Source organism: Rhizobium sp. SG570 (assembly GCF_012275345.1).
Lineage (GTDB): Bacteria > Pseudomonadota > Alphaproteobacteria > Rhizobiales > Rhizobiaceae > Rhizobium > Rhizobium lusitanum.
Window position 1 is genome coordinate 31,692 of record NZ_JAAZQI010000012.1, and the last position, 24,488, is coordinate 56,179.

The window sequence follows — 24,488 nt, forward strand, 5'->3', positions numbered from 1 at the left end:
AGCGTGCCATGAGCGTGATCGCACCGGATCGTTTTCGACCGCAAGCCGCAAGTGTCGCTCCGCAAGCCGCGGGTGCTGCCGCCATACATATCAGGGGGCTGGAAAAGAGCTTCGGGAACAATCGAGTCCTGCGCGGCATCGATCTCGATGTTCCTGCCGGCCAGTTCGTCGCCGTGATCGGGAAAAGCGGGTGCGGCAAGAGCACACTGCTGCGCATCCTGATGGGGCTCGATGAGCCGAGCGAGGGGCATCTGCGCTTCGAGGTGGCGGGCGGCAGCGACACGGAACCCAATACCCGCATCGTCTTCCAGGAGCCGCGCTTGCTGCCCTGGCTTTCGGTCGCGGACAATGTGGCTGTCGGACTGGGCGAGGGTGTACCCCGCGATCTAGTGCGCGGTGCAACGGTTTCGGTTCTCTCAGAAGTGCAGCTTGCGGAGAAATCAGGCGAATGGCCGTCCAGGCTTTCCGGCGGCCAGAAGCAACGCGTGGCGCTCGCCCGGGCACTCGTCAGCAAGCCCGGCGTGCTTGCGCTCGACGAGCCTCTGGGCGCCCTGGATGCGCTGACCCGCATCAGCATGCAGGAGCTGCTCAACCGCGTCTGGCGCGAGCTTGGCTTTACCGCAGTGCTCGTAACGCATGATGTGAGCGAAGCCGTGCACCTTGCAGATCGCGTCGTGGTGCTGGACGAAGGGAGGATCGTGCTCGATCTTGCCGTTCCCTATCCGCATCCGCGACGTCACGGCAATCCGGCGCTGGCCGAACTCGAGGGGCAGCTGCTGGCCGCGATCCTCGGCGAGGCGCGCGCCGGCTAGCGCAATTCCAGGAAAAGTGTTGAGCGATTTTCCGTCCGGAATTATGCAAAAGCAACGAAACAGAGCAATTAGACAACGCTTAATCGCTCTAATTCGGCCTGGTCTCGTCGCCCTCGATGTAGAGCCGAAGGCGATCAAAGCCGATTTCAGTGCCCATCAGCCGCGATCCGTTGTCGCCGTAGCCGTCGAGGAAAACCACCTGTTCGACGAAGGACATTTTCGTGCTCGCGGGCTCCGGCGTGAAGGTGACCGTTGCCAGCGATACGGAAATTCTGACGTCGTCGAGCATCATGTCGAAGGCATAGATAATGCGCTCGTTCTCGACGACGTCGATGTAGCGGGCCTGATAGGCATGCACGACGCCGTCCGTCGAGGCGACGCGGCTGCTTTCGCTGCCGCCGGCGCGAAAGTCGAGCCTGAATTCCAACGGAACCCAATCCTCGTGGCAGGCAAACCATTGCCGCTTCTGCTCGGCGATCGCCCAGGCATTGAAGACTCGCGACAGGGGTGCCTGGAAGTGACGCTCTATGGTGAGCGTCCTGTGTTCCGTTAATTTTGTGCTCATTCGGTCGTTGTCTCCGTTGAAGCATCCGCGAGAAAAAGATCGAGACGGTCGAAAGTCTTGTTCCACGATGCCTTGCGTTCGGCAACCCAGCGCTCAACCGATGCTAGCGCCTCCTTGCGAAGGTGATAGGTCCGCACCCGGCCGGTTTTTTCCGACAATACCAGGCCGCTCGCCTCCAGCACATGCAGATGCTTCATTACGGTCGGCAGCGCCATGGCGAAGGGTTGCGCCAATTCCGTTACGGAAGCAGGACCCCGGCCGAGCCGGTCGATCATGTCGCGCCGGCTCTGATCGGAAAGCGCCTGAAACATCCGGTCGAGTGCCTGCGGCTCTTCAATCATGCGACCGGCTCTTCAATCATGCGACTTTTCCGGGCGGAATTGGGCGGGCAGTTTCTCGTGATAGGGATAGAGGTGGAAATAGGGCATCGCTTCCTCAAGTACACGGGCGAAGGACGGGCGGTCGAGAAGGCGTTGGTAGTATCCCTTCAGTCGGGATTGTGTTTCATCGAAGGGCACGAGCGTTTCGGAGTAGAAGAGGGCAGGTGCCGCGGCGCAATCGGCCATAGTCAAGCTATCGCCGGTGATCCAGGTCTTCTCGCTGAGCTGTTGCTCGATCATGCCGTAGGCGGTGCGCAGCAGCGCTTGTGCTTCGGCGACGCTCTGAGGGTCGCGTGCGTCGTCCGGTCGGCGTATGTCCGCAACGATCTTCTGCATCGGCTCCTGAACGTAGAGATCGAAGAAGCGGTCCCAGAGCCGGACGCATAGGGCATCCGTCGGATCGAGCGGCAACAGCGGTGTCGTACTTGGATAATGCCGATCGAGATATTCGATGATGATGCTGGTTTCGGGAATGGTGCTGTCAAGCGTTTCGTCACGCAGCACGGGAAATTTGCCGATGGGCCAGAGGCGCACCAGCGATGCGCGCGATGCCTCATTGCCAAGGTCGATGATCCGGCTTTCGAACGGCGTGCCATTCTCATAAAGCGCCATCAGCACCTTATGGCAGAAGGAGGCAAGGGGATGCTGATAGAGAACAAGGGACATGCGACGACCTTTCCCGCATCAAGGTTCGAGCTGAAACTTATCTAAATGGCTAAGTAACGGCTCGGACGTCATCTTGCAAGCAATAGTTATCCATTTGGATAACTATTGCCTCTGCCCAGCTTCGGTGATGTCAGTCTGCAAGGCGGCGCGCGATGACCAGATGGCCCGGCGTCGGCTGGCCTTCCTGCATCCGGACATTGATGTCGCTGATCTCGATCAGCTCGAAGCCCGTCTCCTTCAGCCGCTCGCGCACATAGGCCTCTGCGTGGGCGAAACGCTGGTGCGCGCCGACCATATAGGGGCGCCCGGCGAAGATCGCATCCGGCAGGGTTTCGGAAGAGAAGATGAAGAGGCCGCCAGGCGTCATATTGTCAGCTGCGCCGAAGAACAGGGGCTCCAGTGCGCCGAGATAGGGCAGGACGTCGGTGGCGGTGATCAGGTCGAAAGCCTCTTCGTCATTATCGTCAAGGAAATCCTCGACCTCGGCAACGAAGAGGGTTTCGTAGATGTCCTTTTCGTGGGCGACCTCGACCATGTTTTCGGAGAGGTCGATGCCGGTGATGTCCTCGACGATGTCGCGCAAGGTGCTTCCCGTGAGGCCCGTGCCGCAGCCGAGGTCGAGCATGCGCTTGAAGGGACCGAGGCCGAGCGCCTGCAGGCGTTGGCGGACGAGGGCCGGGACATGATAGCCGAGCTGCTCGACGAGCACGTCCTCGAAAACCTCGGCATGCTGGTCGAACAGCGTTTCGACATAGGCATCCGGCGCCTTCACAGGTGTTTCGCCACGCCCCATCGAGGCAATGCGGACGGCCGCGCCGCCGTGGTCCTCGGGGTCGATGGCCAGCACTTCCTCATAGGCGCTCACGGCGGCGTCGATATCGCCGGCCTTTTCCAGCGCCAGGGCGCGATTGTAGGCTTCCGCCAGCGCGTCTTCGTCGATCTTCTTCTTTGCCATGGATCAGCCGCCTTTCGTTTGTCCCGCAGGCATTAAGGCGCTTGATCGGCTTTTGCAATGCTTGCCTTGGAGGAGCAAAATATGGCTTGCGGCAACGGCGGGCCATGCGGCTGTCGCTCAAAAAAAGAAAAGGGAGGAAGAGACCATGGCTACGGAACTCACCACATCCCATCTCATCGACGGCGCGACGGATCAGAAACGGCCGCCGATGCCTTCGACACCGGGGGAGATCACCAGCACCTTGAGCCACTATTATCGCGGCGAGCTTGGCCGGATGACCAGTTGGCGGGACCGCATTGACCGGACGTCGAACTGGGCGATCACCGTCGTGGCCGCGCTATTGTCCGTATCGCTGTCCTCGCCGACCTCGCATCACGGCGTCTTGCTGTTCGGCATGATGCTGATCTCGCTGCTGCTGATGATCGAGGCGCGGCGCTATCGCTTCTTCGATATCTATCGCGCACGCGTGCGGCAGTTGGAACGCAGCTATTTTGCGCAGATCCTCGCCCCGGAAGCAGAGTTCAATCCCGATTGGGCACTGTCCATCGCCAAGAGCTTGCGGGCGCCGCGGTTTCTGCTCGGCTATTTCGATGCGATGGGGCGGCGGTTGCGGCGGAATTATTGCTGGATGTATGTCATTCTTCTGCTTGCATGGATCCTGAAAATCTCGACGCCGAAATTGCAAAGCGAAGGCGCGCCGCAGGAGTTTGCGCATTCGTGGAGCTATGTTGCCGACAACGCGGCGCTCGGACCAATCCCCGGCTGGCCGGTGATTGCGATAGTTGCTGTCTTTTATGCTGCCATTCTCTATGGCGTGCTGCGTCGCGGGCCGGACGACAGTGATTTCACCCGTGGCGAGGCGCATGTCTGAACGATCGGCGCAGCCGGCCTAGTGCAGAATGAATTCGCCCTTCAATGCCCGCCACTCGGTTGCGGATATCAGCTTGCGATGAACATATCGCACCGAATGGAGCGGTCCGTCCAACTTCTCCTGCCAGAACTTCAGGAAGCCGCGCATTTCCGGGAAGTTCGGGGCGAGGTCATAGTCCTGCCAGATATAGGTCTGGAGAAATTGAGGATGATCGGGCAGGCGGTACAAGATCTGCGCCGTCGTCAACCCATAGCCTTGCAGCTGCTTTTGCATGTCTTCGTGCATGAGGTCTCACTTTCCGTTCCCATTTTTTGTTCGTGACTCAGGGTCACAAGGATATGGAAACAGCTCATAGTAAACCCAAGCTTTACAAAAGTGTCGTAAAAGAAATTTTTATCATGAAAATCAATGTGTTAGCAGCGCATGCGGGCGAGTGCTGCCAAGTGAGCAGGCGGCGCTTAAGACGCCGCTGCTGCATCAGCGCTTGAGGTGCCGTGTCAGTTGCCCTTCCATCCGGGCCCAACCGTTACGCATGAGCTCAACGATCGCCAGATAGAAGATCGCCGCCCAGAGATAGGTCTGGTAATCATAGGTGCGCGAGAAAGCGTAGCGCGTTTCGCCCATCAGATCGTAGACGGTGATGATCGACACCGTAGCCGAGCTCTTGATCAGCAGGATGATCTCGTTGCCGTAGGGACGCAGAGCGACGATAAGCGCCTGGGGAATGATGATCTTGCGGAAGGCGATCCACGTATGGATGCCTAGAGAGTTTGCAGCCTCCCGCTGGCCGCTCGGTACGCTCTGGACGGCGCCGCGGACGATTTCCGTCTGATAGGCGGCCGTATTCAGCGTCATGGCGAAGACGCCGCAATAGAATGGATCCTTGAAGAACCACCAGAGGCCGATATCCTCGAAGAGCCAGCGAAAGCTCGGGAAGCCGTAATAGACCATGAATATCTGCGCCAGCAGCGGCGTGCCGCGGAAAAGATAGACATAGCAGTAGGTGAGGGTGCTCAGGATCTTGTTTTTCGACATGCGGGCGAATGCCAGCGGTATCGACAGGATCGCCCCGAGTATGAAGGACATGCCGACCAGCTTGACGGTGATCCAGAGGCCGTGGAGAAGCCGCGGTCCATAGGTATCAAGCTTCTCGACGTCCCAGTTGGTCACGATCATCGCCAGCAGCGAAATGCCAAGAAGGCTCCAGAGCGTCAGGAAGAAATAGCCGGCGATGCGGGACTTCGATAGCTTTCTGATTGTCTTGGGCGGTGCCGGTTGCGCCGCGATCAGGATTTCGGCATGGCTCATCGACGAACCTCCGCACGTTTGGCCCATCGATCGAGATAGAAGAGGCCGATAGAGGACGTGACGGCCAGCGTCAGATAGAACAGGCAGGCGATTGAATAGAAGGTGAAGGGCGCCTTCGTGGCGCGCACGGCGATACCCGTCTGCCGGATGATGTCGGCAAGACCGATGATCGAGACGTAGGACGTGTCCTTCAGCAGGTTCATCCAGAGGTTTCCGAGGTTCGGAAGCGAGATGCGAACAAGCTGAGGCAGAATGATCAGCCGCATGGTACGGACGCGGTGGAAGCCGAGTGCGTCGCCCGCCTCGTATTGACCTTTCGGAATTGCCTTGAAGGCGGATACCAGCACTTCCGAGCAATAGGCCGAGAAGACGATCGCCAATGCGAACATGCCGGCGGCGAAGGCATTGATCTCGATGGGTCCGTTATAGCCAAATCTGGCAAGGACCGATTGCAGCAGGATCTGCATGCCGTAATAGATGATGAAAAGCGTCAGCAGCTCCGGCAGGCCGCGGAAAATCGTGGTGAAGACACCCGCCGCGAGCCGTAGCGACTTCTCCTCCGATTGTTGCGCCAGCGCGACGAAGAAGCCGATGACCAGGCCGAGCGGCAGTGTCAGGACCGCAACGGCAATGGTAACCTTCAGACCGCCGGCGAGTTCATCGCCCCAGCCCGTATCGCCGCAGGCGAGCATCGTATTCTGGCCGAACACAGTGAACAAACCGGCCGGACCACACAACGGGTCGAAAATCGTACTCAGCCAGGTCCACAAGGAACCCAGCGCGGAAAACAATCCGCTCATGCCGTATTTCCCCTAGCGGCTTTTGCCGCGTTTCTGCTTATATTATTCTCGTTGTCAAACAAAAACGGCGGAAGAGCAAGCTTCCGCCGTCGTCTTTTCCAAGGGAATCGACGGGCGATCAGTCGCCGTAAACGTCGAAATCGAAGTATTTGTCCTGAATCTTCTTGTAGGTGCCGTCAGCACGGATCGCCGCGATGGCGGCGTTGAACTTGTCCTTGAGAGCCGTATCGCCCTTGCGAACGGCGATACCCGCACCGGCGCCGTTGATGACCGGATCGATCTTCAGCGTGCCGAGCATCTTGCAGCAGGCGCCCGCATCCGACTTGACCCATTCGGAGAGCACGACAACGTCGTCGATGGCGGCATCGATGCGGCCGTTGCCGAGGTCGAGCTTGTATTCATCAGCCGACGGATAGAGCTTCAGTTCGGCATCCTTGAGATGGGCGGAGGCGTAGTTGGCGTGCGTCGTCGAGGACTGGGCACCAATGGACTTGCCCTTCAGGGCTTCGTCTGTCGGTTCCTTGATGGTCGAATCCTTCGGCACGGCGATCGCCGGCGGCGTATTGTAGTACTTGTTGGTGAAGTCGACGATCTTCTCGCGCTCCGGCGTGATCGACATGGAGGAGACAATTGCGTCGAACTTCTTGGCCTGGAGGGCCGGAATGATGCCGTCGAAATCCTGGTTCACGAAGGTGCACTTGACCTTCATCTGATCGCAAAGCGCATTGGCTATATCGATATCGAAGCCGACGAACTTGCCGCCGGCATCGAGCGATTCGAACGGCGGGTAGGTGGCGTCCGTGCCGATGACGATCGTGTCGCCGTCCGCAAGCGCCGCGCCGGCGAGAAGCGACATAGCGGCGAAGGACGCAGCGGCAAGAAGACGAGTGGAGATGCGCATATTGATCCTCTCTGTTGGCGGCCGGCAGCTCATTATTGTTGATTGGCGTCCGGCTCGAGTGGAGCGGGTGGGTGACCCGCCTTGCGGCGATATTCGTACTTTTTTTTCGAAAATTGCAACTGGAATTACGAGGATGATCGTTGCCGTGCGATCCCGAGGCAATGCGAAAGCGCGCGCGGGAAATCTGAATGGAAGCCGTCCGGCGCATTCAGCCAGGGTTAATTGCGGCATCCTAATAGTCCCGGAACATATAGCGGCCTGCCGCGATTCAGTCTCACGAGAACCGAAATTCGGCCTGCTTCGTGAGACATCACGTCGCCCGCTGAGAGATTCGCAATTCGGCGAACAAAGATCATAAGAGGAGACCCATATGGGTAAGCGATCCAGACTATTTGCCAGTGCCGCGTTTCCGCTGCTTTCGCTATCGCTCGCATTCGAGCCGGCGGCGGCTGCGGCACTGCGCGAGCAGCCCGTCGCGCCATTGACCAATGACATTGTCGGCGTCGTCGCGGGTGGTGCCAATGCGAGCATCGAGGTCGCGCAGCAGGCGGCGCCTGCGGCTCAACCGGACGAAGAACAGCTCAAGCACAAGAAGCCTGGCGAGGGCGGCCAGGGCGAACCGCAAGGCCAGAAGCATGAAGGCGGCGCGGAACAGAAGCCGCCGAAGCAGCAGCCGGAAGCGCAGCCGCCGAAAGCGGAACATCAGCAGCCGGCACAGCAGGAACAGCCCAAGGCTGAACACAAGCAGCCGGCCGAAGCACCGCAGGCGCAGCCCGAAGCCAAGCCGCAGCCCAAGGCTGCAGCGCCGGAGCCGGCACCTGCGACACAGCAGCAAAAGCAGAATGCCCAGCAGCCGGCAAAGCAGCCTGAAGCAAAGCAGCCTGAGGCGGCACCGCAGCCAAAGGCAGAGCATAAGCAGCCTGCCGCCGAACAGCCGCAGGGCCAGCCCGCGCCGAAGGCGCAGCAGCCAGCCCCGGCTCAGAAGGTCGCTCCTGCCGCTGGTGAGCCGCAGAATCAGCAGGCTCAACCCGAAAAGCAGGTGCAGCCTGAACAGAAAGCCCCTCCCAAGCAACAGATCCAATCCGAGGCTCCGGCGCAGCAGCCGGCTGAGCAGCCGCTAGTACCTGCCGGCCAGCCTCCGAAGGGTCATAAGACTCAGCCGGGGACACAGGTTCAGCCTGAAACCCAACCCGGAACGCAGGTAGTACCCGGCGCGGAGCAGGGGCAAAAGCCGGCCGGAGACAAGACGCACGGCAAGCAGCCGCAGAATCAGCAGCAGGGCGAACAACCGGCGGCTAATCCGCAGCAGCCGGCTCAGAAGACCGAGCCCCAGGGGCAGCAGGGTCAGGAGCAAAACCAGGCCGCACCGCAGCCCGGCAAGCAGCAACCGAATAAGGCCGCTGAGACGCCGGCACAGGGCACTGCAACACCTGCTCCGGCCAATGGCAGTGCAACGCCTGCGCCTGCCAATGGCAATGCCGCACCCGCGCCGGCCAATGGTAGCGCACAGCAAGGTGCCGAGATCCAGCTGCCTCCGGCAGAACAAATCTCGCCGCAGGACCTGGAGCGCCGCAAGAAGATTGCGGAAGATCCAGCCTCGGCGAAGGGCCCCGTCATCCTGCCTGTTCAAAACGGCAGCGCTGTTCTGGACAGCCAGAAGGATGCGGTTCGCCGCGGCGAGCATCTGAACAGTGGGCAGAATCCCGGCGCACCGGGTGCCCAGGGTCAGAAGGGGCAGGGCCAGAACGGGCAGGCGCAGAATGCCCCGGCACAGCAGCCGCCGCCGGCCTATACGAAGCCGCCGACCTCTGACGCCGAGGCGCAGCGCGCGGCTCCTGGCGGCCAGCCGCAACCGCCCGTCAAGATGGAAGCCGTGACCAGCGAGCAAGGCCGCCGGATCGATCGCCGGCCGGACTTTGCCTCGCCGCAGGGAACGGCGGTGCAAACCATCATCAATCAGGACAATCGCACGATCGTGAACGTCGACAACAACTACGTCGTTCGCCATGACGATACTGATCGCTTCGTTCGCGGCGGTGAGCGGCCCACCTATGAGCAGTTGCCCAGGGATCGTTATCGCGAGACGATCGACCAGCCGGACGGCGATCGCGTCATCACCATCCGCAACCGCTATGGTGACATCATCCAGCGGTCCCGCATCGATGCCAGCGGCCGGGAATATGTTCTGTTCTACTCGCCTGAGCTCGAGCAGCAGCCCGACCACGACAACTATTTCCGCGATCCGGGCGATGACCTGCCGCCGATGCGCCTGCTCATTCCGCTGAGCCAGTACATCATCGACACGGCGTCCAACCGCAACGCGGATTACTACGACTTCCTGCGCGAACCGCCGGTCGAGCCGGTCGAGCGGATCTATTCGGTCAACGAAGTGCGGTATTCGGCCCGCATCCGTGACAAGATCCGTCGTATCGATCTCGACACGATCACCTTCGCAACGGGCAGCGCCGACATTCCGATGTCGCAAGCCAGCTCGCTGCGGGGTGTTGCCGACGGGATATCGCAGATCGTCAAGCGGGATCCGACCGAGACCTTCCTCATCGAAGGCCATACGGATGCTGTCGGCTCGGCAGAAAGCAATCTGATCCTGTCCGACCGCCGTGCGGAATCGGTCGCCAATGTGCTCAGCGATGTCTATGGCATCCCGGCTGAGAACCTGGTCACCCAGGGCTACGGAGAGCAGTATCTCAAGGTGAACACGCTCGGACCGTCGCAGGAGAACCGCCGCGTCACCATCCGCCGCATCACGCCGCTGGTGCGTCCGGTCGCGTCCAACCGTTAAGTCGGATTCGAGCCAATTTACGAGGCCGCCGGGAAACCGGCGGCCTTTTATTTTGCCGGCTCATCAAGGCCGACCGTTGCGGCAATGAAATCGGCGATTGCCAGCGTGTCGTCGAGGTCGAAGACTTCGAGCGAACCCGCATCCTCCAGAGGATGGTCGGCGGCGATGGCGACGATATGGGGGTCGTGTGCTGCGAGCGGCTCCCGGTTGACGGCCTCCAGGCGGCGTGCCTCGATCTTCGGGATGGGCTCGCGCTTGTAGCCCTCGATCAGCACGAGGTCGCAGGGAGCGAGACGCGCCAGTATTTCCTCGAAGCTTGGTTCAGGCGCGCCGCGCAATTCGTGCATGATGGCATAACGCGTGCCTGAGACGATGGTGACCTCGTGCGCTCCGGCCTCGCGATGGCGAAAACTGTCGGCGCCCACCTTGTCGATATCGAAGTCATGATGCGCATGCTTGATGGTCGAGATCCTGTAACCGCGCCGGGTGAATTCGGTGACCAGGCGCACCGCAAGTCCGGTCTTGCCGGAATTCTTCCAGCCTGCAATGCCGAAGATCTTCGGTCGGGGTGTTGTCATGAGATGCCTTCCAGTGCGGCGAGCCATTTCTCCGCTTCGATCAGATCGGTTGGAGTGTTGACGTTGAAGAAGGGGTCGAGAGGACCGATCCGCGTTTCGACCGCGGGGAATTTCACCGTTCGGACGTCATGGCGTGCGAGAAAATCTCTGACGCGCCGTTTCGGGTCCGAGACGATCCACGTCTCGAGATCGGCGGTGGCGGAGACGGGCCAGAGACCGAAAGTGGGATGGTCACGGTCGAACGATGTGGCGATCGCAATGTCGTCGCGGCCTTGAATGGCATCCGCCAGCCGCGCGATCAGATCGAGCGGGAAGAAGGGGCTGTCTATGGGGACAGTGGCAACATGCGAAACCTGCGGATAGCGCAGCGCCGTATCCCGCATGGCGGTGAGCACGCCTGCCAGCGGCCCGAGCTTGCCGGGAATCCCGTCCGGGACAAGCGTCAACCCCAGCGTGTCGGGCCAATCAGGATCGGCGTTGAGCGCGACGGGCTTTCTTTGTCGCTGCGTGATTCGTGTCGAGATACGGGCGAGAAGGCTTTCTCCACCCAATAAGACAAACGCCTTGTTCACACCCATGCGGCTCGACCGGCCCCCTGCGAGCAGGACGACTGGGATATCGTCGGCATTGGCGATGAAGCCGGACATGATTGCGACCTCAGGCGGGAACGCGGGGCTCTGATTCCTGCGCGACGCGCTCGGCGGCCCGCCGTTTGTTTTCCCGATAGAATGTATAGATGCCGGAGGCGATGACAATCGCGGCACCGATGATGGCCCAACTGTCAGGCATCTCGCCGAAGACGAGCAGGCCCAGCAAGGCGGACCAGATGAGGCTCAGATAGCGGAAGGGCGCGACGAAGGAGATTTCGCCGGTGCGCATCGCGAGGATGACAGCCTGATAGCCGATCAGCACGAGAATGGATGCGAGCAGGATCTGGAGGAGAGACGTGATGCTTACAGGCTGCCAGCCGCCGAGCGGAACGATGCAGAAGGCACCGAAGACGGAAATGGAGATTGCGGTACATACCGTGACCATCAGCGACGGCACGTCCTTGCTGATGCAGCGTGTCGAGAGGTCGCGGGCGGCCGTCGCAAACATGCAGGCGATGGCGAGGAGCGCCCCCGTGGTAAAGCCCTCCGGGCCGGGCCGGATGATGATCAGGACGCCGAGGAAGCCGACCGTAATTGCCGCCCATCGCCGCCATCCCACAGGCTCTTTCAGAAACACCACCGCACCGAGCGTCACCGCCAGAGGCACGGCCTGCTGAATGGCCGAGGCATTGGCGATCGGCATCATCCCGAGTGCGGTGATGTAGGTTGCCGCGGCAATGGCTTCGCAGGCGATGCGCAGAGCGATCATCGGCTGCAGAATGACTTTCCAGGAACGTAGCGCACCCATTCTGCGGGCGAGGAGATAGACGAGGAAGGCCGTAAACAAGCCGCGGATGAAGATGATTTCGCCGGCGTTCATCGAGACGATAACCGTTTTGGACAGGGCGTCGCTGCTGCAGAAGCCGGCCATGGATGCGGCCATGAAAAGTGCGCCCTGCATATTCTTGGTCAGTCGCATGAAAAAACGAGTCTCCGGATTGTCAGTCTGGATTAGCGCCGTTTTCAGCAAATTGTAATCGCTTGTCTTTTCATGGTGGCGGAATTCGATTGTGCGCTGCAGCGCAATTGTCACCGAGAGGAATGGTATTTTCGCGCAGCAGTCGTAAAATGATGCGTCGGTTGTATTTTTTTGCATATACGGCAGGGTTTTAGGCGTGCGATTAATTCTTATTCAATCTTATTTCCCGAGGCTCGCAGCGGTTTTGCATGAGGCAGAAGCACCTACCGCAGCGCAGCAGGAATGACGATCCCGCCTTCGCCGTCGACTTAGATAATCCAGTTGGGGCGCCGTATGTTTTTCATTGACCGTCTTCTGCAAAGCCGCCGAATTGTGACCAAGGTTCTCATCTTCGTGGTGCCGCTGGTGGTCCTCATCGCCGGCGTCGGCCTGGTCGGCTATCACACGGCGAATATTCTGAACGGCCACATGACCGTGACGCGTGCGACGATCGAAAACATCAGCGATTTCGAGAATTTGCAGGCTGCCCTCCAGGAGTTCACGGGAGCGCCGTCCGCCGACACGCGTCAGGCGCTCGCCGACAAGATCGATGCGCAGGAGCAGGGCGTGCACCGGCTGAGCGGCCTGCTCAGCGACGATCAGCGCGCCAAGATCGTTCCTGTCAGCGATCTTGCGGCTAAGATGCGCACCCAGGAAGCAACGCTCTGGGCGATCCGGCAGAAGCAGGACAGCGATGTCGAGGCAATCCGCAAGGCAGTGCAGGGTGTGGAAGCCACCGGCAAGGCCGCTGCCAAGCAGATCGATATCATCCGCAAGGATTTCAGCGACAAGGAGACCTTCGCCAAGGAACTGCTTTACGATGCCGCGGCCTATAAGGGGTTGTCGGAGAAGATGAGCAATCTGCGCATCCAGGTGCAGATGGCGGCCGACTCCACGGAAGAGGTCTCGGATGCGCGCACCTATGCCGACGCCATTCTGAAGCAGGTGGGGGTATCCAAGGCGTTGGTCTCCAAGCGCGGCGCCGGCCTTGTCAATAACGCCTCCGATGCCGCCGACAAGCTCGATGCCGTATTGAAGAGTTCCGACACGCCCGATCAGAAGGTCGAGGCGATGGGACCGATCCTGCAGAGTTTCGTCAAGATCGAAGGCGACATGACGCTGCAGTCGGCCAAGAACAGCGACACTGCCGCTGGTCGCTTCGTCAGCCTCGACAAGATCATCGACGGTCAGAAGGAGCTTTTGGATCATGTCGATGAAGCGCTTGGGATCACCGACCGCCTGACATTGCACGCATCGCGCATGGAAAATGTCCGCGATGCCGCATCGCGCGAGCCTGTCATGGCCGATCTCAAGGATCTGCAGGTCGCTGCTGAGAAGATTTCGACGCTCGGCCAGACCAATGCGACGATGCGCGATTTCGCGGCCCATATGCAGCCCTTGATCGACAGCCTGACGAACGGATCGGCCGACCTGCTGCAGACCGCAGCCGACTGGAAGACGACACGCGTCCAATCCAACCAACTGCTGGCCGATGCGATGACATCGCTTCGCAGTTTCGTCGCCCAGGCGCAGGAACTCGGCAAGGAAGACAGCGAGCGCTCGGCCAATGTTTCCGTGATCGCGATGATCCTCGGCACGCTGCTTGCCATCGTCGGCGGCCTGATGCTAGTGGAAACCCTGCGCGGACCGCTGAAGCGCGTCACCGAGATCATGACACGGCTTGCGAGCGGCGATCTGGAGGTAGCGATCGACGGACGCAATCGCGGCGACGAGATCGGCGACATGGTGCGTTCCGTCAGCGTCTTCCGGGACGCTGCATTGGAGAACGTCCGGTTGGAGCGGGAAGCGGAGAGCGCCCGGGCGCTTTCGGAGGAGGAGGCCACCCGTCGTGCCGCCGAGCGTGCCCGTATCGAAGCCGAGCAGAAGCAGGCCTTGAACGCGCTGGCGGATGTTCTTGCCAAGCTTGCCGACGGCAATCTGGAAGAAAGCATGCGCGAAGACCTTTCCGCTGATTTCGTCGAAATGGCCTTCACCTACAATCATGCCATCGAAGCCCTGCGCGAAACCCTGACGGATGTCCGTTACACGGCGGAAGAGATCAAGGGCGGCACCGGCAACCTTGCCACGTCGGCCGACGATCTGGCGCGCCGCACCGAACAGCAGGCGGCAGCCCTCGAGGAAAGCTCGCGGGCGCTGCATCGCCTGAGCGATGTCGTGCGCTCCACGGCGGACCGCGCGCGGCAGACGGCGACGTCGGTCAACGAGACGCAGGCCTATGCGAGCCAGTCCGGTGAAGTGGTCGCCAAGGCTGTCGGCGCGATGAGCGAGATCAACCGTTCGTCCGAGAAGATCGCCACCATCATCGGCGTCATCGATGAAATCGCCTTCCAGACCAATCTTCTGGCGCTGAACGCAGGCGTCGAGGCGGCGCGTGCTGGCGAGGCAGGTCGCGGCTTTGCCGTGGTGGCTCAGGAAGTGCGCGAGCTGGCGCAGCGGTGCGCCAATGCGGCAAAGGAAATCAAGGGCCTGATATCGGCCAGTTCCTCCCAGGTGCAGAATGGCGTTCGCCTCGTCGAGCAGACTGGTGCGGCATTGACGGAGATAATCAGCCATGTCACAGGCGTGCAGAGGCTGGTGGCCGATATTTCTTCGGCCACCACCGAACAGTCGACCAGCATCGAGGAAGTGACCCGAGCCGTCGCCGAAGTGGAGCTGATCACGCAGCGGAATGCAGCGATGGTCGAGGAGAACAATGCCGAGATCCACGGTCTGCGCCAGCGTGTCGACACGTTGTCCGAAAAGATCGATCGCTTCCGCACGGGGGACGGCGATGTGGGCTACGAACACCATGGTCCCGCAGAGGTCACGCGCTATCGTGCGGCCTGAAGTATTACATTAGTAGAATATTATAACTATTTGAAAAGCGCTGGCCAATGAGCCGGCGCTTTTCGATTGGGCTAAAACCTAAACAGGGCTGTGATCACAGCAAGCCCGGGGACGGCCGGACTTGCTCTTCACGCCAGCGCTGCCAGCGGCGGCGCAATTCGCCCGATCGCATGCCGATAGGTTCTTTAAGTATCTCGGCGGCGACAATCCGGTCGGTGCGGAAATGGCGGAAACCCTGTCGCAGCTCGCACCAAGCGACCAGCAGGCTGCTCGTCTCGGCATAGCCGAGGATCACCGGCCACACTGTTCGCTCGGTCTCCTCGCTTGCTTCGGAGCTGTAGCGGAGCCGCAGTTTCATGCCGTGACGGATTGCCGATCTGAGCAGCGACGCATCGACACGCTCTTCCGGCTTGCCGCTGGTCGGTCTTGCGCCGACGGTCGGCTCGACGATGAAGGGGCGCAGGCGCTCGGGAACAACAGCGGCGATCTTCGCGACCACATCGCGCGCCGCGTTGGCGAGCACCCTGTCGGAATGGCCAGCGACCCACTGCGCGCCCAGCACCACCGCCTCCAGTTCGTCGGGCGCCAGCATCAGCGGCGGCATGTCGTAGCTTGCGGCAAGCAGGTAGCCCAGCCCTGCCTCGCCTTCGATTGGAACCCGTTGGCCTATCAGATCCGCCACGTCGCGATAAACCGTGCGCTTCGAGACCTCCAGCTCTGCTGCCAGCGCGTTCGCGGTCACCGGTCGGGTCGATCGGCGGAGAATCTGGATGATCTGAAACAGTCGGTCGGCACGGCGCATCGCATACTTACTCCTGCTGACAGTATGGTGGCAGCAGGGTTATGCGACAAGGGGTTCTGCAGAGCCGCAAAGGCTTTGTATGCAATCAAAAGGACCAGTTATGAAGTTCGCTTTCACCCGTATCATCGCGGCTGACATAAAGGCCATGGTCGCCTTCTATGAAATGATTACCGGGCTCCAGGCCGAATGGCTGGCCCCGGTCTTTGCCGAGATCCAGACGTCAGCTGCAACGTTGGCCATCGGCGCTGTCGAAACCGTTGCTCTTTGGAAAGAGGGAAGCGCCGAGCCCGGCGCCAATCGCACCGCCTGCATCGAATTCCAGGTCGCGGACATCGACGCCGAATACGAGCGCCTGAAGGACAAGGTTCCTCTAGTACACGAGCTGAAGATGATGCCCTGGGGCAATAAGACCTTTCAGTTCCGCGACCCGGAGGGAACCGCAGTCTCGCTGTACATGCCGGCGACCGATGCGGCGAAAAAGCGCTTTGCGTCCCGCTAGTCGTGCTTGGCGAAGCGCGATCGGATCACCGGCTCCAAATGGAGCGTTTCACCATCGGCAGGTATCAGCAGGCGCGATGGATCGATACCGGCTGTATCCGCTGCCTGGCGAAGGTCTTGTCGCGTTATCGTCGCATGGTCTAGCGCTTCCATATGGGTTGCGACGACGATTGCTTGCGGGGCGAGGCGGCTGAGCGCGACCGTCTGCTCCGCATCCATGACGATAAGATCGCCGTCCCAGCGCGCGCCGCAGGAATGGGTGATGATGACGTCGGGGGAGACCTGCTGGATCGTCTCGGCAACCGGCGGGTAGAGCACGGTATCGCCTGCCCAATAGACGGTGGGTTCGCCGGCAGCCTCCAGCGTGAAGCCGATAACATGTCCCATTTTCTCCACGACCGGGCCGAGACCGTGGCTGCCTTGCCGCGGCGTGATCGTTATCCCTTGCCAGACCGTAGTCTCGTTCTGGGGTCTAACATCAGCGAATCCGGTTTCCCTGATAGAGCCTTCGTCGCCAGGCTGGCAGAGGAGCGGCAGGCCCTTCGGGACGCGTTTCTTCGCCACGGAATCGAAGTGATCGGTATGCAGGTGCGACACAATCACCAGCTCCACCCCTTGGAGAATGTCGTCGATCGCGCGGGGCAATTCCGTCATTGGATTGGGGGAGCGGCCGGTAAAGGACGGGAGACTGTGGCGCGGCGCGAAATAGGGGTCGATTAACAGCAGATGGCCGCCATAGTTGATCTTCAGCGTCGCATTGCGAATGAACTCAAGCTGCATTTTTGATTTTCTCGAGGTCGGCTAGCCGCCGGTGACGCTCATGTGGCGCGCGACAGCCGGCCGGTTATGGGTACGGTCGATGATGAAGTCATGACCTTTCGGCTTGCGGGTGATCGCTTCGTCGATCGCGGCATAAAGGAGAGCGTCATCTTCCGTCGCACGCAGCGCCGTACGCAAATCGGCGGCGTCGTTCTGTCCGAGACACATGTAGAGCGTGCCCGTGCAGGTGAGCCGCACGCGGTTGCAGCTCTCGCAGAAATTATGCGTCATCGGCGTGATGAATCCGAGTCTTCCGCCGGTTTCCTCCACCTTGACATAACGGGCCGGGCCGCCTGTATTGTAGGGGATATCGGACAGCGTGAATTGTTGCTCCAGGTCGGCGCGCAGCTGGGAGAGCGGCAGGTATTTATCGGTGCGATCCTCATCGATCTCACCCATCGGCATCGTCTCGATGACGGTCAGGTCCATGCCCCGGCCGTGGGCGAACCGCAGCAGCTCGGGAATTTCGGCCTCGTTGAAGCCCTTGAGAGCAACGGCATTGAGCTTGATCTTCAGGCCGGCTCTTTGTGCCGCGTCGATGCCCTCCATCACCTTGGCGAAATCGCCCCAACGGGTGATGCTGCGGAATTTGTCGGGGTCGAGCGTGTCGAGCGAGACGTTGATGCGCCGCACGCCACAATCGTAGAGTTCGTCGGCATGGCGGGCGAGCTGCGAACCGTTCGTCGTCAAGGTCAATTCGTCGAGCGCACCGTCACCGACATGCTTTCCGAGCTCGCGGACCAGAAACATGATGTTCTTGCGCACCAGCGGCTCGCCGCCGGTGAGCCTGATCTTGCGCACGCCCTTGGCGATGAAGGCGGAACAGAGGCGATTGAGCTCTTCGAGCGTCAACAGATCCTTCTTCGGCAGGAAGGTCATGTGCTCGGCCATGCAGTAGGTGCAGCGGAAGTCGCAGCGGTCGGTGACCGAGACGCGCAGATAGGTGACCGCCCGTCCGAAAGGGTCAACCATCGGGGACGCATCCGCCACAAGCGGCGATCCATTGCCTATCGTACCAACAATGCTATTCACACAAACCTCCATTACACTGCTAATGTGTGCATAGGCGATTGTTGCGTCAAGGAAAATGCATTTTGATTGCACTTGCGCGTGAACGAACGGCGGCATAATTCTCGAACAGGCATTGAAACGCATGGAAAAAGCGATGAGTGACGTCTGGCCGACCGAATTGAGGGTAACGAAGGACCGCCATCACCTTGTGGTGAGCTTCAACGACGGAACGAGCTTCGATTTGCCTGCCGAGATGCTGCGGGTGTTGTCGCCTTCCGCCGAAGTGCAGGGACATGGACCGGGGCAGAAGATCACCGTACCGGGCAAGCGCAATGTCGGCATCATGTCGATGACGCCAACAGGCAACTATGCGGTGCGCATCGGTTTCGACGATATGCACGATACCGGTATTTTCACCTGGCCCTATCTGCGCGAACTCGGCGAGAAGGGCGCGGAGCTCTTTGCGGCCTACGAAGCCGAACTGAAGGAAAAAGGTCTCAGCCGCGACACGGCTGCAAGGCCACATTAGCATTGGCGCCATCAATGGGAAAAGGACGTAGGTAGGCATGGTCCTTGGGGGTAGGGTAAGCTGGCTTCGCGCCAAGGGTGGCAAGAACGAGAGCAAGGTCTCTTTCGTCGAGCTGTTTTTCGATCTGGTGTTCGTTTTCTCGATTTCCCAGCTTGCGCATTCCCTGGCGGAGCACTTCACGCCGCTGGGAGCCCTGGAATCCGTCATACTGATCTTTGCGGTATGGTGGGTATGGGTCTTCACGGCTTGGGTCACGAACTGGCTCGACCCCGACCGTATGCCTGTGCGCATCATGCTGTTCGTTCTGATGTTTGCCGGGCTTATACTGTCTTCCGCTATTCCCGATGCCTTTGGCGAGAAGGCGATTTTCTTTGCGGGCGCCTATGTCTTCATGCAGGTTGGCCGTTCCCTGTTTACGGTCTATGCCCTCAGGGATGTCAGCCCCGCCAATCACCGCAATTTCCTTCGCATCACTTCTTGGCTGGTCCTGTCCGGCGTCTTCTGGATCGTTGGCGCGTTGATGGAAGGCGAGATGCGGGTGGGTCTCTGGCTGGCCGCGCTCGTGATCGAATATTCAGCGCCTGCGCTCGGCTTCCGGGTTCCGGGTCTCGGCAAGTCGACGGCTGCGGATTGGGACGTATCCGGCGCGCATATCGCCGAACGCTGCGCGTTGTTCATCATCATCTGCCTCGGCGAAGCTGTCCTTCAGGCCGGCAAGACCTTTGCCGAACAGCCGGTCTCGCCTTTGATCGTCGCGGTGTTCATCACCGCTTTCGCCGGCACTGTTGCCTTGTGGTGGATTTACTTCCAGTTCGGGCATGAGCGTGCGGCCCACCGCATTGAGCATGACGACACGCCCGGCAGCCTTGCGCGGCAGGCCTTTACCTATGCGCATATCCCTATTCTTGCAGGCATCATCCTGAGCGTGGTTGGCGACGAATTCCTGTTCGCGCATCCGCACGACCAGGCCGATATGCACACCGCCGCTGCCATTCTCGGCGGCCCGGCCGTGTTCCTGATCGGAAATCTCTGGTTCAAGGGGGTGACGACCGGCCGGCCGCCACTGTCGCATCTGGTAGGCCTCGTCGGATTGGGATTGTTGCTTTTCACCTTGCCGGAGGTCGTGGTCTACCAACTCGGCATTCTCGCAACAGCCGTGCTCGTCGTCGTGGCGATCTGGGAGTTTGCGTCCCTGACAAGGGTCGTCCCGTCGGCGCGCTCGACCGGCGATCACTGATCGCCGACCGTCTCCAGAGGTTCGCTCTCGTCCTGCATCAGCAGGCTGACGATACGCTCCATATGCACAGTCATTCTCTCACACTCTTCGATAGGTGCATGCGACAGCATGCGGTCGATGAGAGCGGTTTGAATGGTCATGGCCTCTTCCGTGACGCGCCGGCCCGCCTCTGTCAGATGGAGGCGCAGAACGCGCTTGTCCTGCTTATCTCCACGGCGTTCGATCAGGCCGCGGTTTTCCATCTGCGGCAGCAGCATGCTCATGTTGGAGCGGCCGACCAGCAGCTTGCGCGCTAGCTCCTGCTGGGAGATACCCTCGAAGCGAAACAGATTGATGAGAATGTCGAGGTGCGGCGGCTTGATGTCGAGATGCGCGAGCGCGCGACCGAGCGATTGCTGCATCAGCTGGCAGGCGCGCGCCACGGCGATCCAGCTTCGAAAACGCGGATGGTCCCAGGGAAGGGATTGATTTTTGTTCATCGTTGTACTTTATTGTTCATAGTTGAACATTTCTGGATTCCCACTATGCCATCCTTTGCGCTCAAGGTCACCCGGTCGGGATTATCCGGTCTCGGCAGGCTTTCTCCGGAGCTCGCCGGCAAGGCAGCTTTCAGGCTTTTCTGCCTGACGCCGTCGCGGCGGCCTCGCGGCTCCAAGGCCAGGGCGGCACATATGGAGGGCAGACAACGTCTTGTTACGGCCGAACAGGTCATGCTGTCCTTTCCGGGCGGCAGGGCGATGGCCTATCGTTTCAACGGAGGAGCCAAGGGGCCACGCAAGCGCTACCTTGTTGTGCATGGTTGGGGTTCCAGCAGCGAATATATGTCTGAGCTGACCGTTTTTCTGGCGAATACGGGGGCGGAAGTGATCTCGCTCGACCTTCCAGGCCACGGCCGCTCGGCCGGACGTTTCCTCAATGTGCGCCTTGCGGTTTCCGCTATCGCGGCTGCCTCCATCCGCTTCGGTGCCCTGGATGGCGCCATCGGGCACTCCTTCGGCGGAGCGTCGCTGGCGCTTGCCTCCGCGGGCTTTCTGCCTGGGATCGAGCCGCTCCAGACGGAGAGATTGGTATTGATCGGAGCGCCGAGTGCCATGGGATGGCTGTTCAGGGATTTCGGTGAGTTGATGGGCCTTGGCTCTGCGACCCAGATGGCGTTGGAGGCGGAGGCCGGGCGTGTCACAGGGCGGGCGCTTGCCGCCTATGACGAACGGCGCGGCATTCTCAATCCAGGCCTGCCGGTTCTCGTCGTCCATGCCGAGGACGACAAGGAAGTGAGTGCCGACCATGCCCGCGCCTATGCCGCGGGGGGCGGGAATGTTCGCCTCTTCTGGGCCAACGGTTTCGGGCACCGGCGCATCGTCAGCGCCGCTCCGGTGCTCGAGGCGATAAGTGCCTTTCTTTCGGAGACGGTCAAAACGGGAAATTCGCACGAGGACGACGACGGGACGGTGCTGTCGTTTTACCGAACTCCAGTACGGCGCTTATCGTAGCAACGGGATGCGCCGCGCCGGATTCGCGCCGCCGAGCCGCTTCGGCAAACAAAACCGCCGGCGTGCCTGGGAAGGCGGCGCCGGCGGTTGGCTGGCTTCATTTCTAGTTCTTGTAGATGAGCCAACTTTTGGTGAAATCCTTCTGCATGCTTTCCTGGTAGACGTTGCTGCAGTTGCGGCCGGCATTCTTGGCGCAATAGAGTGCGAGATCGGCCTTCTTGTAGAGCTCGCCGGGCTCCGAAGCTTCGGAGCCCATGCAGATGCCGAGCGATATGGTGATCGGACCGTAGTCGATCTTCGTTCGCGAATTCTTGAACGGCGTCGCTCCCAGGGCGCGGCGGATCCGCTCGGAAATCGCCGTGACCTCTTCCACCGTGGTGCCTTCCAGAATCAGTGCGAACTCCTCGCCGCCGACGCGAGCGACGAAGACATCACGCTGGACATTGGCGCGGAGAATAGAGGCGACGGTGGCAAGGATCTTGTCGCCGACCGGGTGGCCGTGGGTATCGTTGATCTTCTTGAAATGATCGATATCGGCCAGCACGAGCGCCGTCGTCGGACGGGTCAGCCGGTTGCCGAAGACGGAGGCCAGGCGATCCTCGAAGGCGCGGCGGTTGGAAAGCCGCGTCAGCGCGTCGGTATTGGCAATGCGCTTGTATTCGTCCAGTTCCTTGCGAACCTCATCCATTTCCTGGCTGCGCTGCGCGACGTTCTCAACGGTTTTTTCGCCCTGAGCCATGGTGTCACCGGTCGCGACCGTGAGCATATCGATGGCGTTGCGCAGCAGGTCAGCGCTGTTGTTGCTTCTGGAGGTTATGCGTTCGGTGGTTTCGCCGAGCAGCCGGTTGTAGCTTTCGAGCGTCGCCTGCTCCTGCCGCAGCGCGCGAAGGATGGCGTCCAGCTCCGTGGTCAGGCGTACGTGCGCGTCATCGAAGATACGGCCCGCATGGACGGAGAAATACTTGGCCCCGATCGCGTCCAATTCCTCCTGCGTGGCGCTGCTCCCGAGAGCGGCCAGCTCACGGGTCAGAGTAGGATTGGATCCGATATAGGCCTCATAGAATAGCTCGTAATTGCGCGGAATAGCTGCGACCCCCATGGATCGCATGGCGTAGGTAATCTGCCCTGCCACGTCGGGAGTTTGCGCCCTCGGCGCAATCGCCGTACTCATCGGTGAGCTCCGTTATATGTCAACTAAATCACTATTTTTACTTATACCAAGATTCTTTGAAAAATATTAAGAGGATGACCGTGGAAATTCATTCGCAAATATAGATTTATTCAAATGTTTTATAGCTAAAGCATTTTTTACTAAGGAAGGCGCCAGTGGCGCCTTCCTTGGACCCGGATTGCCTGGATATTGTTACCCTAGGTTGAGCTCCTGAAAGAAGTCGTTGCCCTTGTCGTCGATGACGATGAAGGCGGGGAAATCCTGAACCTCGATTTTCCAGACGGCTTCCATGCCAAGTTCGGGATATTCCAGCACCTCGACCTTCTTGATGCAATCCTGAGCCAGGCGCGCAGCCGGACCGCCGATCGAGCCGAGATAGAATCCGCCATGCGTCTTGCAGGCCTCGCGCACGGCGCGCGAACGGTTGCCCTTGGCGAGCATGATCATCGAACCGCCGAACGACTGGAACTGATCGACATAGCTGTCCATGCGACCTGCCGTCGTCGGACCGAAGGAGCCGGATGCGTAGCCGGCGGGCGTCTTGGCCGGGCCGGCATAGTAGACCGGATGGTTCTTCAGATATTCGGGCATGCCTTCGCCTTTTTCCAGGCGTTCGCGGATCTTCGCATGCGCTAGGTCGCGCGCCACGATGATGGTGCCGGTCAGGGACAGGCGTGTCTTGACCGGATGCTGCGACAGCTCGGAAAGGACATCGGCCATCGGCCTGTTGAGATCGATGCGAACCGTCGATTCGGAAAGCTTCGCCTCGTCGATCTCAGGCATATATTTCGACGGATCGGTCTCAAGCTGCTCGATGAAGATGCCGTCGCGGGTGATCTTGCCCTTGGCCTGACGGTCGGCTGAGCAGGAGACACCGAGACCGATCGGCAGCGAGGCGCCGTGGCGGGGCAGGCGGATGACGCGGACATCGTGGCAGAAATACTTGCCGCCGAACTGCGCGCCAACGCCGAGGCTCTGCGTGAGCTTATGGATTTCCTTTTCCATTTCGATATCCCGGAAGGCGTGCCCGCTTTCGGAGCCCTCCGTGGGAAGACAGTCCAGGTAGCGTGTCGAGGCAAGCTTGACCGTCTTGAGGGTCATCTCGGCCGATGTGCCGCCGATGACGATGGCGAGATGATACGGAGGACAGGCCGCCGTGCCGAGCGTCAGGATCTTCTCCTTGAGGAAGTCCAGCATGCGGTCGTGCGTCAGCAGCGATGGCGTGCCTTGATAAAGGAAGGTCTTGTTGGCCGAACCGCCGCCCTTGGCCACGAAGAGAAATTCGTAGGCGTCGGTGCCTTCCTCATAGATATCGATCTGCGCCGGCAGGTTGTTCTTGGTGTTCTTTTCCTCGAACATCTTGATGGGGGCGAGCTGCGAATAGCGCAGGTTCTTCTTCTCGTAGGCGTCGAGCACGCCCTTGGCCAGCGCACTGCTGTCGCCGCCTTCGGTCCAGACGCGGCGGCCTTTCTTGCCCATGATGATCGCGGTGCCCGTATCCTGGCACATGGGCAGCACGCCGCCGGCGGCGATGTTGGCGTTCTTCAACAGATCATAGGCCACGAAACGGTCGTTGTCGGTCGCTTCCGGGTCTTCGAGGATTGACGCCAATTGTTTCAGATGGCCCGGGCGCAGCAGATGGTTGATATCGGCGAAGGCTGTCTCGGCTAGCAGCCGGATGCCTTCCGGATCGACGGTCAGGATTTCCTGGCCCTTGAATGCGTCGACGGAGACGTAATCGCTGGAAATCTTGCGGTAGGGGGTCGTGTCGTCGCCGAGTGGAAATAGATCGTCAGCCATTTGGGAAACCTTTCAAGCCGGATGGCGGAGGAAGATGTTT

The 24,488-nt window shown here is 60.4% G+C and carries 25 protein-coding genes; 8 read left to right on the forward strand and 17 right to left on the reverse strand.

Annotation, left to right across the window (positions count from 1 at the left end; translation table 11 throughout):
* Positions 1 to 8 precede the first annotated feature (8 nt).
* Complete coding sequence (locus FHT28_RS22745; RefSeq protein WP_168597444.1) at positions 9 to 812, forward strand: ATP-binding cassette domain-containing protein; 804 nt, start codon at positions 9 to 11, stop codon at positions 810 to 812.
* 88 nt (positions 813 to 900) lie between these two features.
* Here FHT28_RS22745 and FHT28_RS22750 read toward each other — a convergent pair whose 3' ends face one another.
* From FHT28_RS22750 to FHT28_RS22765, 4 genes are all read right to left on the reverse strand, one after another.
* Positions 901 to 1,377 (reverse strand): SRPBCC family protein, encoded by a 477-nt coding sequence (locus tag FHT28_RS22750; protein ID WP_047556529.1) that lies wholly within the window; start codon positions 1,375 to 1,377, stop codon positions 901 to 903.
* The gene (locus FHT28_RS22755) at positions 1,374 to 1,718 is read right to left on the reverse strand and encodes a metalloregulator ArsR/SmtB family transcription factor (protein WP_037202487.1); all 345 of its coding nucleotides are present in this window, start codon (positions 1,716 to 1,718) and stop codon (positions 1,374 to 1,376) included. The genes FHT28_RS22750 and FHT28_RS22755 overlap by 4 nt, the downstream gene beginning before the upstream one ends.
* Positions 1,719 to 1,730: 12 nt before the next feature.
* A complete protein-coding gene (locus FHT28_RS22760) occupies positions 1,731 to 2,423 on the reverse strand; it encodes a glutathione S-transferase family protein (RefSeq protein WP_168597445.1) in 693 nt (230 codons plus the stop codon).
* Positions 2,424 to 2,553: 130 nt separating this feature from the next.
* Complete coding sequence (locus FHT28_RS22765; protein WP_168597446.1) at positions 2,554 to 3,378, reverse strand: class I SAM-dependent methyltransferase; 825 nt, start codon at positions 3,376 to 3,378, stop codon at positions 2,554 to 2,556.
* Positions 3,379 to 3,586: 208 nt separating this feature from the next.
* Here FHT28_RS22765 and FHT28_RS22770 point away from each other — a divergent pair, with 208 nt between their 5' ends.
* A complete protein-coding gene (locus tag FHT28_RS22770; RefSeq protein WP_244655158.1) occupies positions 3,587 to 4,249 on the forward strand; it encodes a DUF2270 domain-containing protein in 663 nt (220 codons plus the stop codon).
* A gap of 18 nt (positions 4,250 to 4,267) precedes the next feature.
* On the opposite strand, the gene FHT28_RS22775 is transcribed toward FHT28_RS22770, so the two are convergent.
* The 4 genes from FHT28_RS22775 to FHT28_RS22790 all read right to left on the reverse strand — a co-directional run bounded on the left by FHT28_RS22775 (position 4,268) and on the right by FHT28_RS22790 (position 7,258).
* Positions 4,268 to 4,534: an aspartate-semialdehyde dehydrogenase gene (locus FHT28_RS22775; protein ID WP_034504707.1), complete on the reverse strand. Its 267-nt coding sequence runs from the start codon at positions 4,532 to 4,534 to the stop codon at positions 4,268 to 4,270.
* A gap of 192 nt (positions 4,535 to 4,726) precedes the next feature.
* Positions 4,727 to 5,557, reverse strand: a complete 831-nt coding sequence (locus FHT28_RS22780; RefSeq protein ID WP_037202483.1) for an ABC transporter permease — start codon at positions 5,555 to 5,557, stop codon at positions 4,727 to 4,729.
* Complete coding sequence (locus FHT28_RS22785; RefSeq protein ID WP_037202482.1) at positions 5,554 to 6,357, reverse strand: ABC transporter permease; 804 nt, start codon at positions 6,355 to 6,357, stop codon at positions 5,554 to 5,556. Before FHT28_RS22785 ends, FHT28_RS22780 begins: the two co-directional genes overlap by 4 nt.
* 118 nt (positions 6,358 to 6,475) lie before the next feature.
* The gene (locus FHT28_RS22790) at positions 6,476 to 7,258 is read right to left on the reverse strand and encodes an ABC transporter substrate-binding protein (protein ID WP_037202481.1); all 783 of its coding nucleotides are present in this window, start codon (positions 7,256 to 7,258) and stop codon (positions 6,476 to 6,478) included.
* A gap of 370 nt (positions 7,259 to 7,628) precedes the next feature.
* Between FHT28_RS22790 and FHT28_RS22795 the strand changes: the two genes are divergently transcribed.
* Complete coding sequence (locus FHT28_RS22795; protein WP_168597447.1) at positions 7,629 to 10,058, forward strand: OmpA family protein; 2,430 nt, start codon at positions 7,629 to 7,631, stop codon at positions 10,056 to 10,058.
* Between the two features lie 47 nt (positions 10,059 to 10,105).
* Here FHT28_RS22795 and mobB read toward each other — a convergent pair whose 3' ends face one another.
* From mobB to FHT28_RS22810, 3 genes are read right to left on the reverse strand one after another with little or no spacing between them, the layout of a single operon-like run.
* Positions 10,106 to 10,636, reverse strand: coding sequence for a molybdopterin-guanine dinucleotide biosynthesis protein B (gene mobB / locus FHT28_RS22800; protein WP_168597448.1), 531 nt, complete (start codon positions 10,634 to 10,636; stop codon positions 10,106 to 10,108).
* The gene (gene mobA, locus FHT28_RS22805) at positions 10,633 to 11,283 is read right to left on the reverse strand and encodes a molybdenum cofactor guanylyltransferase MobA (RefSeq protein WP_037202477.1); all 651 of its coding nucleotides are present in this window, start codon (positions 11,281 to 11,283) and stop codon (positions 10,633 to 10,635) included. The genes mobB and mobA overlap by 4 nt, the downstream gene beginning before the upstream one ends.
* Positions 11,284 to 11,293: 10 nt before the next feature.
* Positions 11,294 to 12,205 carry a DMT family transporter gene (locus tag FHT28_RS22810; protein ID WP_168597449.1) on the reverse strand — a complete coding sequence of 304 codons (912 nt, stop codon included), beginning with the start codon at positions 12,203 to 12,205 and terminating at the stop codon, positions 11,294 to 11,296.
* A 333-nt stretch (positions 12,206 to 12,538) separates the two neighbouring features.
* Here FHT28_RS22810 and FHT28_RS22815 point away from each other — a divergent pair, with 333 nt between their 5' ends.
* Positions 12,539 to 15,091 (forward strand): methyl-accepting chemotaxis protein, encoded by a 2,553-nt coding sequence (locus FHT28_RS22815; protein WP_168597450.1) that lies wholly within the window; start codon positions 12,539 to 12,541, stop codon positions 15,089 to 15,091.
* Between the two features lie 94 nt (positions 15,092 to 15,185).
* Here the strand turns inward: FHT28_RS22815 and FHT28_RS22820 are convergent, their stop codons facing one another.
* On the reverse strand, positions 15,186 to 15,893 hold the full coding sequence (locus tag FHT28_RS22820; RefSeq protein WP_047638278.1) for a YafY family protein: 708 nt from the start codon (positions 15,891 to 15,893) through the stop codon (positions 15,186 to 15,188).
* A gap of 100 nt (positions 15,894 to 15,993) precedes the next feature.
* On the opposite strand from FHT28_RS22820, the gene FHT28_RS22825 reads away from it, so the two are divergent.
* Complete coding sequence (locus FHT28_RS22825; RefSeq protein WP_168597451.1) at positions 15,994 to 16,392, forward strand: VOC family protein; 399 nt, start codon at positions 15,994 to 15,996, stop codon at positions 16,390 to 16,392.
* On the opposite strand, the gene FHT28_RS22830 is transcribed toward FHT28_RS22825, so the two are convergent.
* Both FHT28_RS22830 and moaA read right to left on the reverse strand, forming a co-directional pair.
* Complete coding sequence (locus FHT28_RS22830; RefSeq protein ID WP_047638275.1) at positions 16,389 to 17,171, reverse strand: MBL fold metallo-hydrolase; 783 nt, start codon at positions 17,169 to 17,171, stop codon at positions 16,389 to 16,391. The genes FHT28_RS22825 and FHT28_RS22830 overlap by 4 nt on opposite strands.
* 21 nt (positions 17,172 to 17,192) lie before the next feature.
* Entirely contained in the window at positions 17,193 to 18,242 is a 1,050-nt protein-coding gene (gene moaA, locus FHT28_RS22835; RefSeq protein WP_047638337.1) for a GTP 3',8-cyclase MoaA, read from the reverse strand.
* Positions 18,243 to 18,375: 133 nt separating this feature from the next.
* Between moaA and FHT28_RS22840 the strand changes: the two genes are divergently transcribed.
* Both FHT28_RS22840 and FHT28_RS22845 read left to right on the forward strand, forming a co-directional pair.
* The gene (locus FHT28_RS22840) at positions 18,376 to 18,750 is read left to right on the forward strand and encodes a DUF971 domain-containing protein (RefSeq protein WP_037202465.1); all 375 of its coding nucleotides are present in this window, start codon (positions 18,376 to 18,378) and stop codon (positions 18,748 to 18,750) included.
* A 37-nt stretch (positions 18,751 to 18,787) separates the two neighbouring features.
* Entirely contained in the window at positions 18,788 to 19,987 is a 1,200-nt protein-coding gene (locus FHT28_RS22845; RefSeq protein WP_168597452.1) for a low temperature requirement protein A, read from the forward strand.
* Here the strand turns inward: FHT28_RS22845 and FHT28_RS22850 are convergent.
* Positions 19,981 to 20,466, reverse strand: a complete 486-nt coding sequence (locus FHT28_RS22850; RefSeq protein WP_168597453.1) for a MarR family transcriptional regulator — start codon at positions 20,464 to 20,466, stop codon at positions 19,981 to 19,983. The genes FHT28_RS22845 and FHT28_RS22850 overlap by 7 nt on opposite strands.
* Before the next feature lie 45 nt (positions 20,467 to 20,511).
* Between FHT28_RS22850 and FHT28_RS22855 the strand changes: the two genes are divergently transcribed.
* Positions 20,512 to 21,477 (forward strand): alpha/beta fold hydrolase, encoded by a 966-nt coding sequence (locus FHT28_RS22855; RefSeq protein WP_168597454.1) that lies wholly within the window; start codon positions 20,512 to 20,514, stop codon positions 21,475 to 21,477.
* Positions 21,478 to 21,580: 103 nt separating this feature from the next.
* Here the strand turns inward: FHT28_RS22855 and FHT28_RS22860 are convergent, their stop codons facing one another.
* Together FHT28_RS22860 and FHT28_RS22865 are read right to left on the reverse strand one after the other, a co-directional pair.
* Entirely contained in the window at positions 21,581 to 22,648 is a 1,068-nt protein-coding gene (locus FHT28_RS22860) for a GGDEF domain-containing protein (protein ID WP_168597455.1), read from the reverse strand.
* A 192-nt stretch (positions 22,649 to 22,840) separates the two neighbouring features.
* Positions 22,841 to 24,448 (reverse strand): fumarate hydratase, encoded by a 1,608-nt coding sequence (locus FHT28_RS22865; RefSeq protein ID WP_037202453.1) that lies wholly within the window; start codon positions 24,446 to 24,448, stop codon positions 22,841 to 22,843.
* Positions 24,449 to 24,488 lie beyond the last annotated feature (40 nt).

What these genes read in the sequence shown, in the direction of transcription:
- FHT28_RS22745 (WP_168597444.1), top strand. Translation starts at nt 9, where the DNA reads ATGAGCGTGATCGCACCGGATCGTTTTCGACCGCAAGCCGCAAGTGTC.
- FHT28_RS22750 (WP_047556529.1), bottom strand. Translation starts at nt 1,377, where the DNA reads ATGAGCACAAAATTAACGGAACACAGGACGCTCACCATAGAGCGTCAC.
- FHT28_RS22755 (WP_037202487.1), bottom strand. Translation starts at nt 1,718, where the DNA reads ATGATTGAAGAGCCGCAGGCACTCGACCGGATGTTTCAGGCGCTTTCC.
- FHT28_RS22760 (WP_168597445.1), bottom strand. Translation starts at nt 2,423, where the DNA reads ATGTCCCTTGTTCTCTATCAGCATCCCCTTGCCTCCTTCTGCCATAAG.
- FHT28_RS22765 (WP_168597446.1), bottom strand. Translation starts at nt 3,378, where the DNA reads ATGGCAAAGAAGAAGATCGACGAAGACGCGCTGGCGGAAGCCTACAAT.
- FHT28_RS22770 (WP_244655158.1), top strand. Translation starts at nt 3,587, where the DNA reads ATGCCTTCGACACCGGGGGAGATCACCAGCACCTTGAGCCACTATTAT.
- FHT28_RS22775 (WP_034504707.1), bottom strand. Translation starts at nt 4,534, where the DNA reads ATGCACGAAGACATGCAAAAGCAGCTGCAAGGCTATGGGTTGACGACG.
- FHT28_RS22780 (WP_037202483.1), bottom strand. Translation starts at nt 5,557, where the DNA reads ATGAGCCATGCCGAAATCCTGATCGCGGCGCAACCGGCACCGCCCAAG.
- FHT28_RS22785 (WP_037202482.1), bottom strand. Translation starts at nt 6,357, where the DNA reads ATGAGCGGATTGTTTTCCGCGCTGGGTTCCTTGTGGACCTGGCTGAGT.
- FHT28_RS22790 (WP_037202481.1), bottom strand. Translation starts at nt 7,258, where the DNA reads ATGCGCATCTCCACTCGTCTTCTTGCCGCTGCGTCCTTCGCCGCTATG.
- FHT28_RS22795 (WP_168597447.1), top strand. Translation starts at nt 7,629, where the DNA reads ATGGGTAAGCGATCCAGACTATTTGCCAGTGCCGCGTTTCCGCTGCTT.
- mobB (WP_168597448.1), bottom strand. Translation starts at nt 10,636, where the DNA reads ATGACAACACCCCGACCGAAGATCTTCGGCATTGCAGGCTGGAAGAAT.
- mobA (WP_037202477.1), bottom strand. Translation starts at nt 11,283, where the DNA reads ATGTCCGGCTTCATCGCCAATGCCGACGATATCCCAGTCGTCCTGCTC.
- FHT28_RS22810 (WP_168597449.1), bottom strand. Translation starts at nt 12,205, where the DNA reads ATGCGACTGACCAAGAATATGCAGGGCGCACTTTTCATGGCCGCATCC.
- FHT28_RS22815 (WP_168597450.1), top strand. Translation starts at nt 12,539, where the DNA reads ATGTTTTTCATTGACCGTCTTCTGCAAAGCCGCCGAATTGTGACCAAG.
- FHT28_RS22820 (WP_047638278.1), bottom strand. Translation starts at nt 15,893, where the DNA reads ATGCGCCGTGCCGACCGACTGTTTCAGATCATCCAGATTCTCCGCCGA.
- FHT28_RS22825 (WP_168597451.1), top strand. Translation starts at nt 15,994, where the DNA reads ATGAAGTTCGCTTTCACCCGTATCATCGCGGCTGACATAAAGGCCATG.
- FHT28_RS22830 (WP_047638275.1), bottom strand. Translation starts at nt 17,171, where the DNA reads ATGCAGCTTGAGTTCATTCGCAATGCGACGCTGAAGATCAACTATGGC.
- FHT28_RS22840 (WP_037202465.1), top strand. Translation starts at nt 18,376, where the DNA reads ATGAGTGACGTCTGGCCGACCGAATTGAGGGTAACGAAGGACCGCCAT.
- FHT28_RS22845 (WP_168597452.1), top strand. Translation starts at nt 18,788, where the DNA reads ATGGTCCTTGGGGGTAGGGTAAGCTGGCTTCGCGCCAAGGGTGGCAAG.
- FHT28_RS22850 (WP_168597453.1), bottom strand. Translation starts at nt 20,466, where the DNA reads ATGAACAAAAATCAATCCCTTCCCTGGGACCATCCGCGTTTTCGAAGC.
- FHT28_RS22855 (WP_168597454.1), top strand. Translation starts at nt 20,512, where the DNA reads ATGCCATCCTTTGCGCTCAAGGTCACCCGGTCGGGATTATCCGGTCTC.
- FHT28_RS22860 (WP_168597455.1), bottom strand. Translation starts at nt 22,648, where the DNA reads ATGAGTACGGCGATTGCGCCGAGGGCGCAAACTCCCGACGTGGCAGGG.
- FHT28_RS22865 (WP_037202453.1), bottom strand. Translation starts at nt 24,448, where the DNA reads ATGGCTGACGATCTATTTCCACTCGGCGACGACACGACCCCCTACCGC.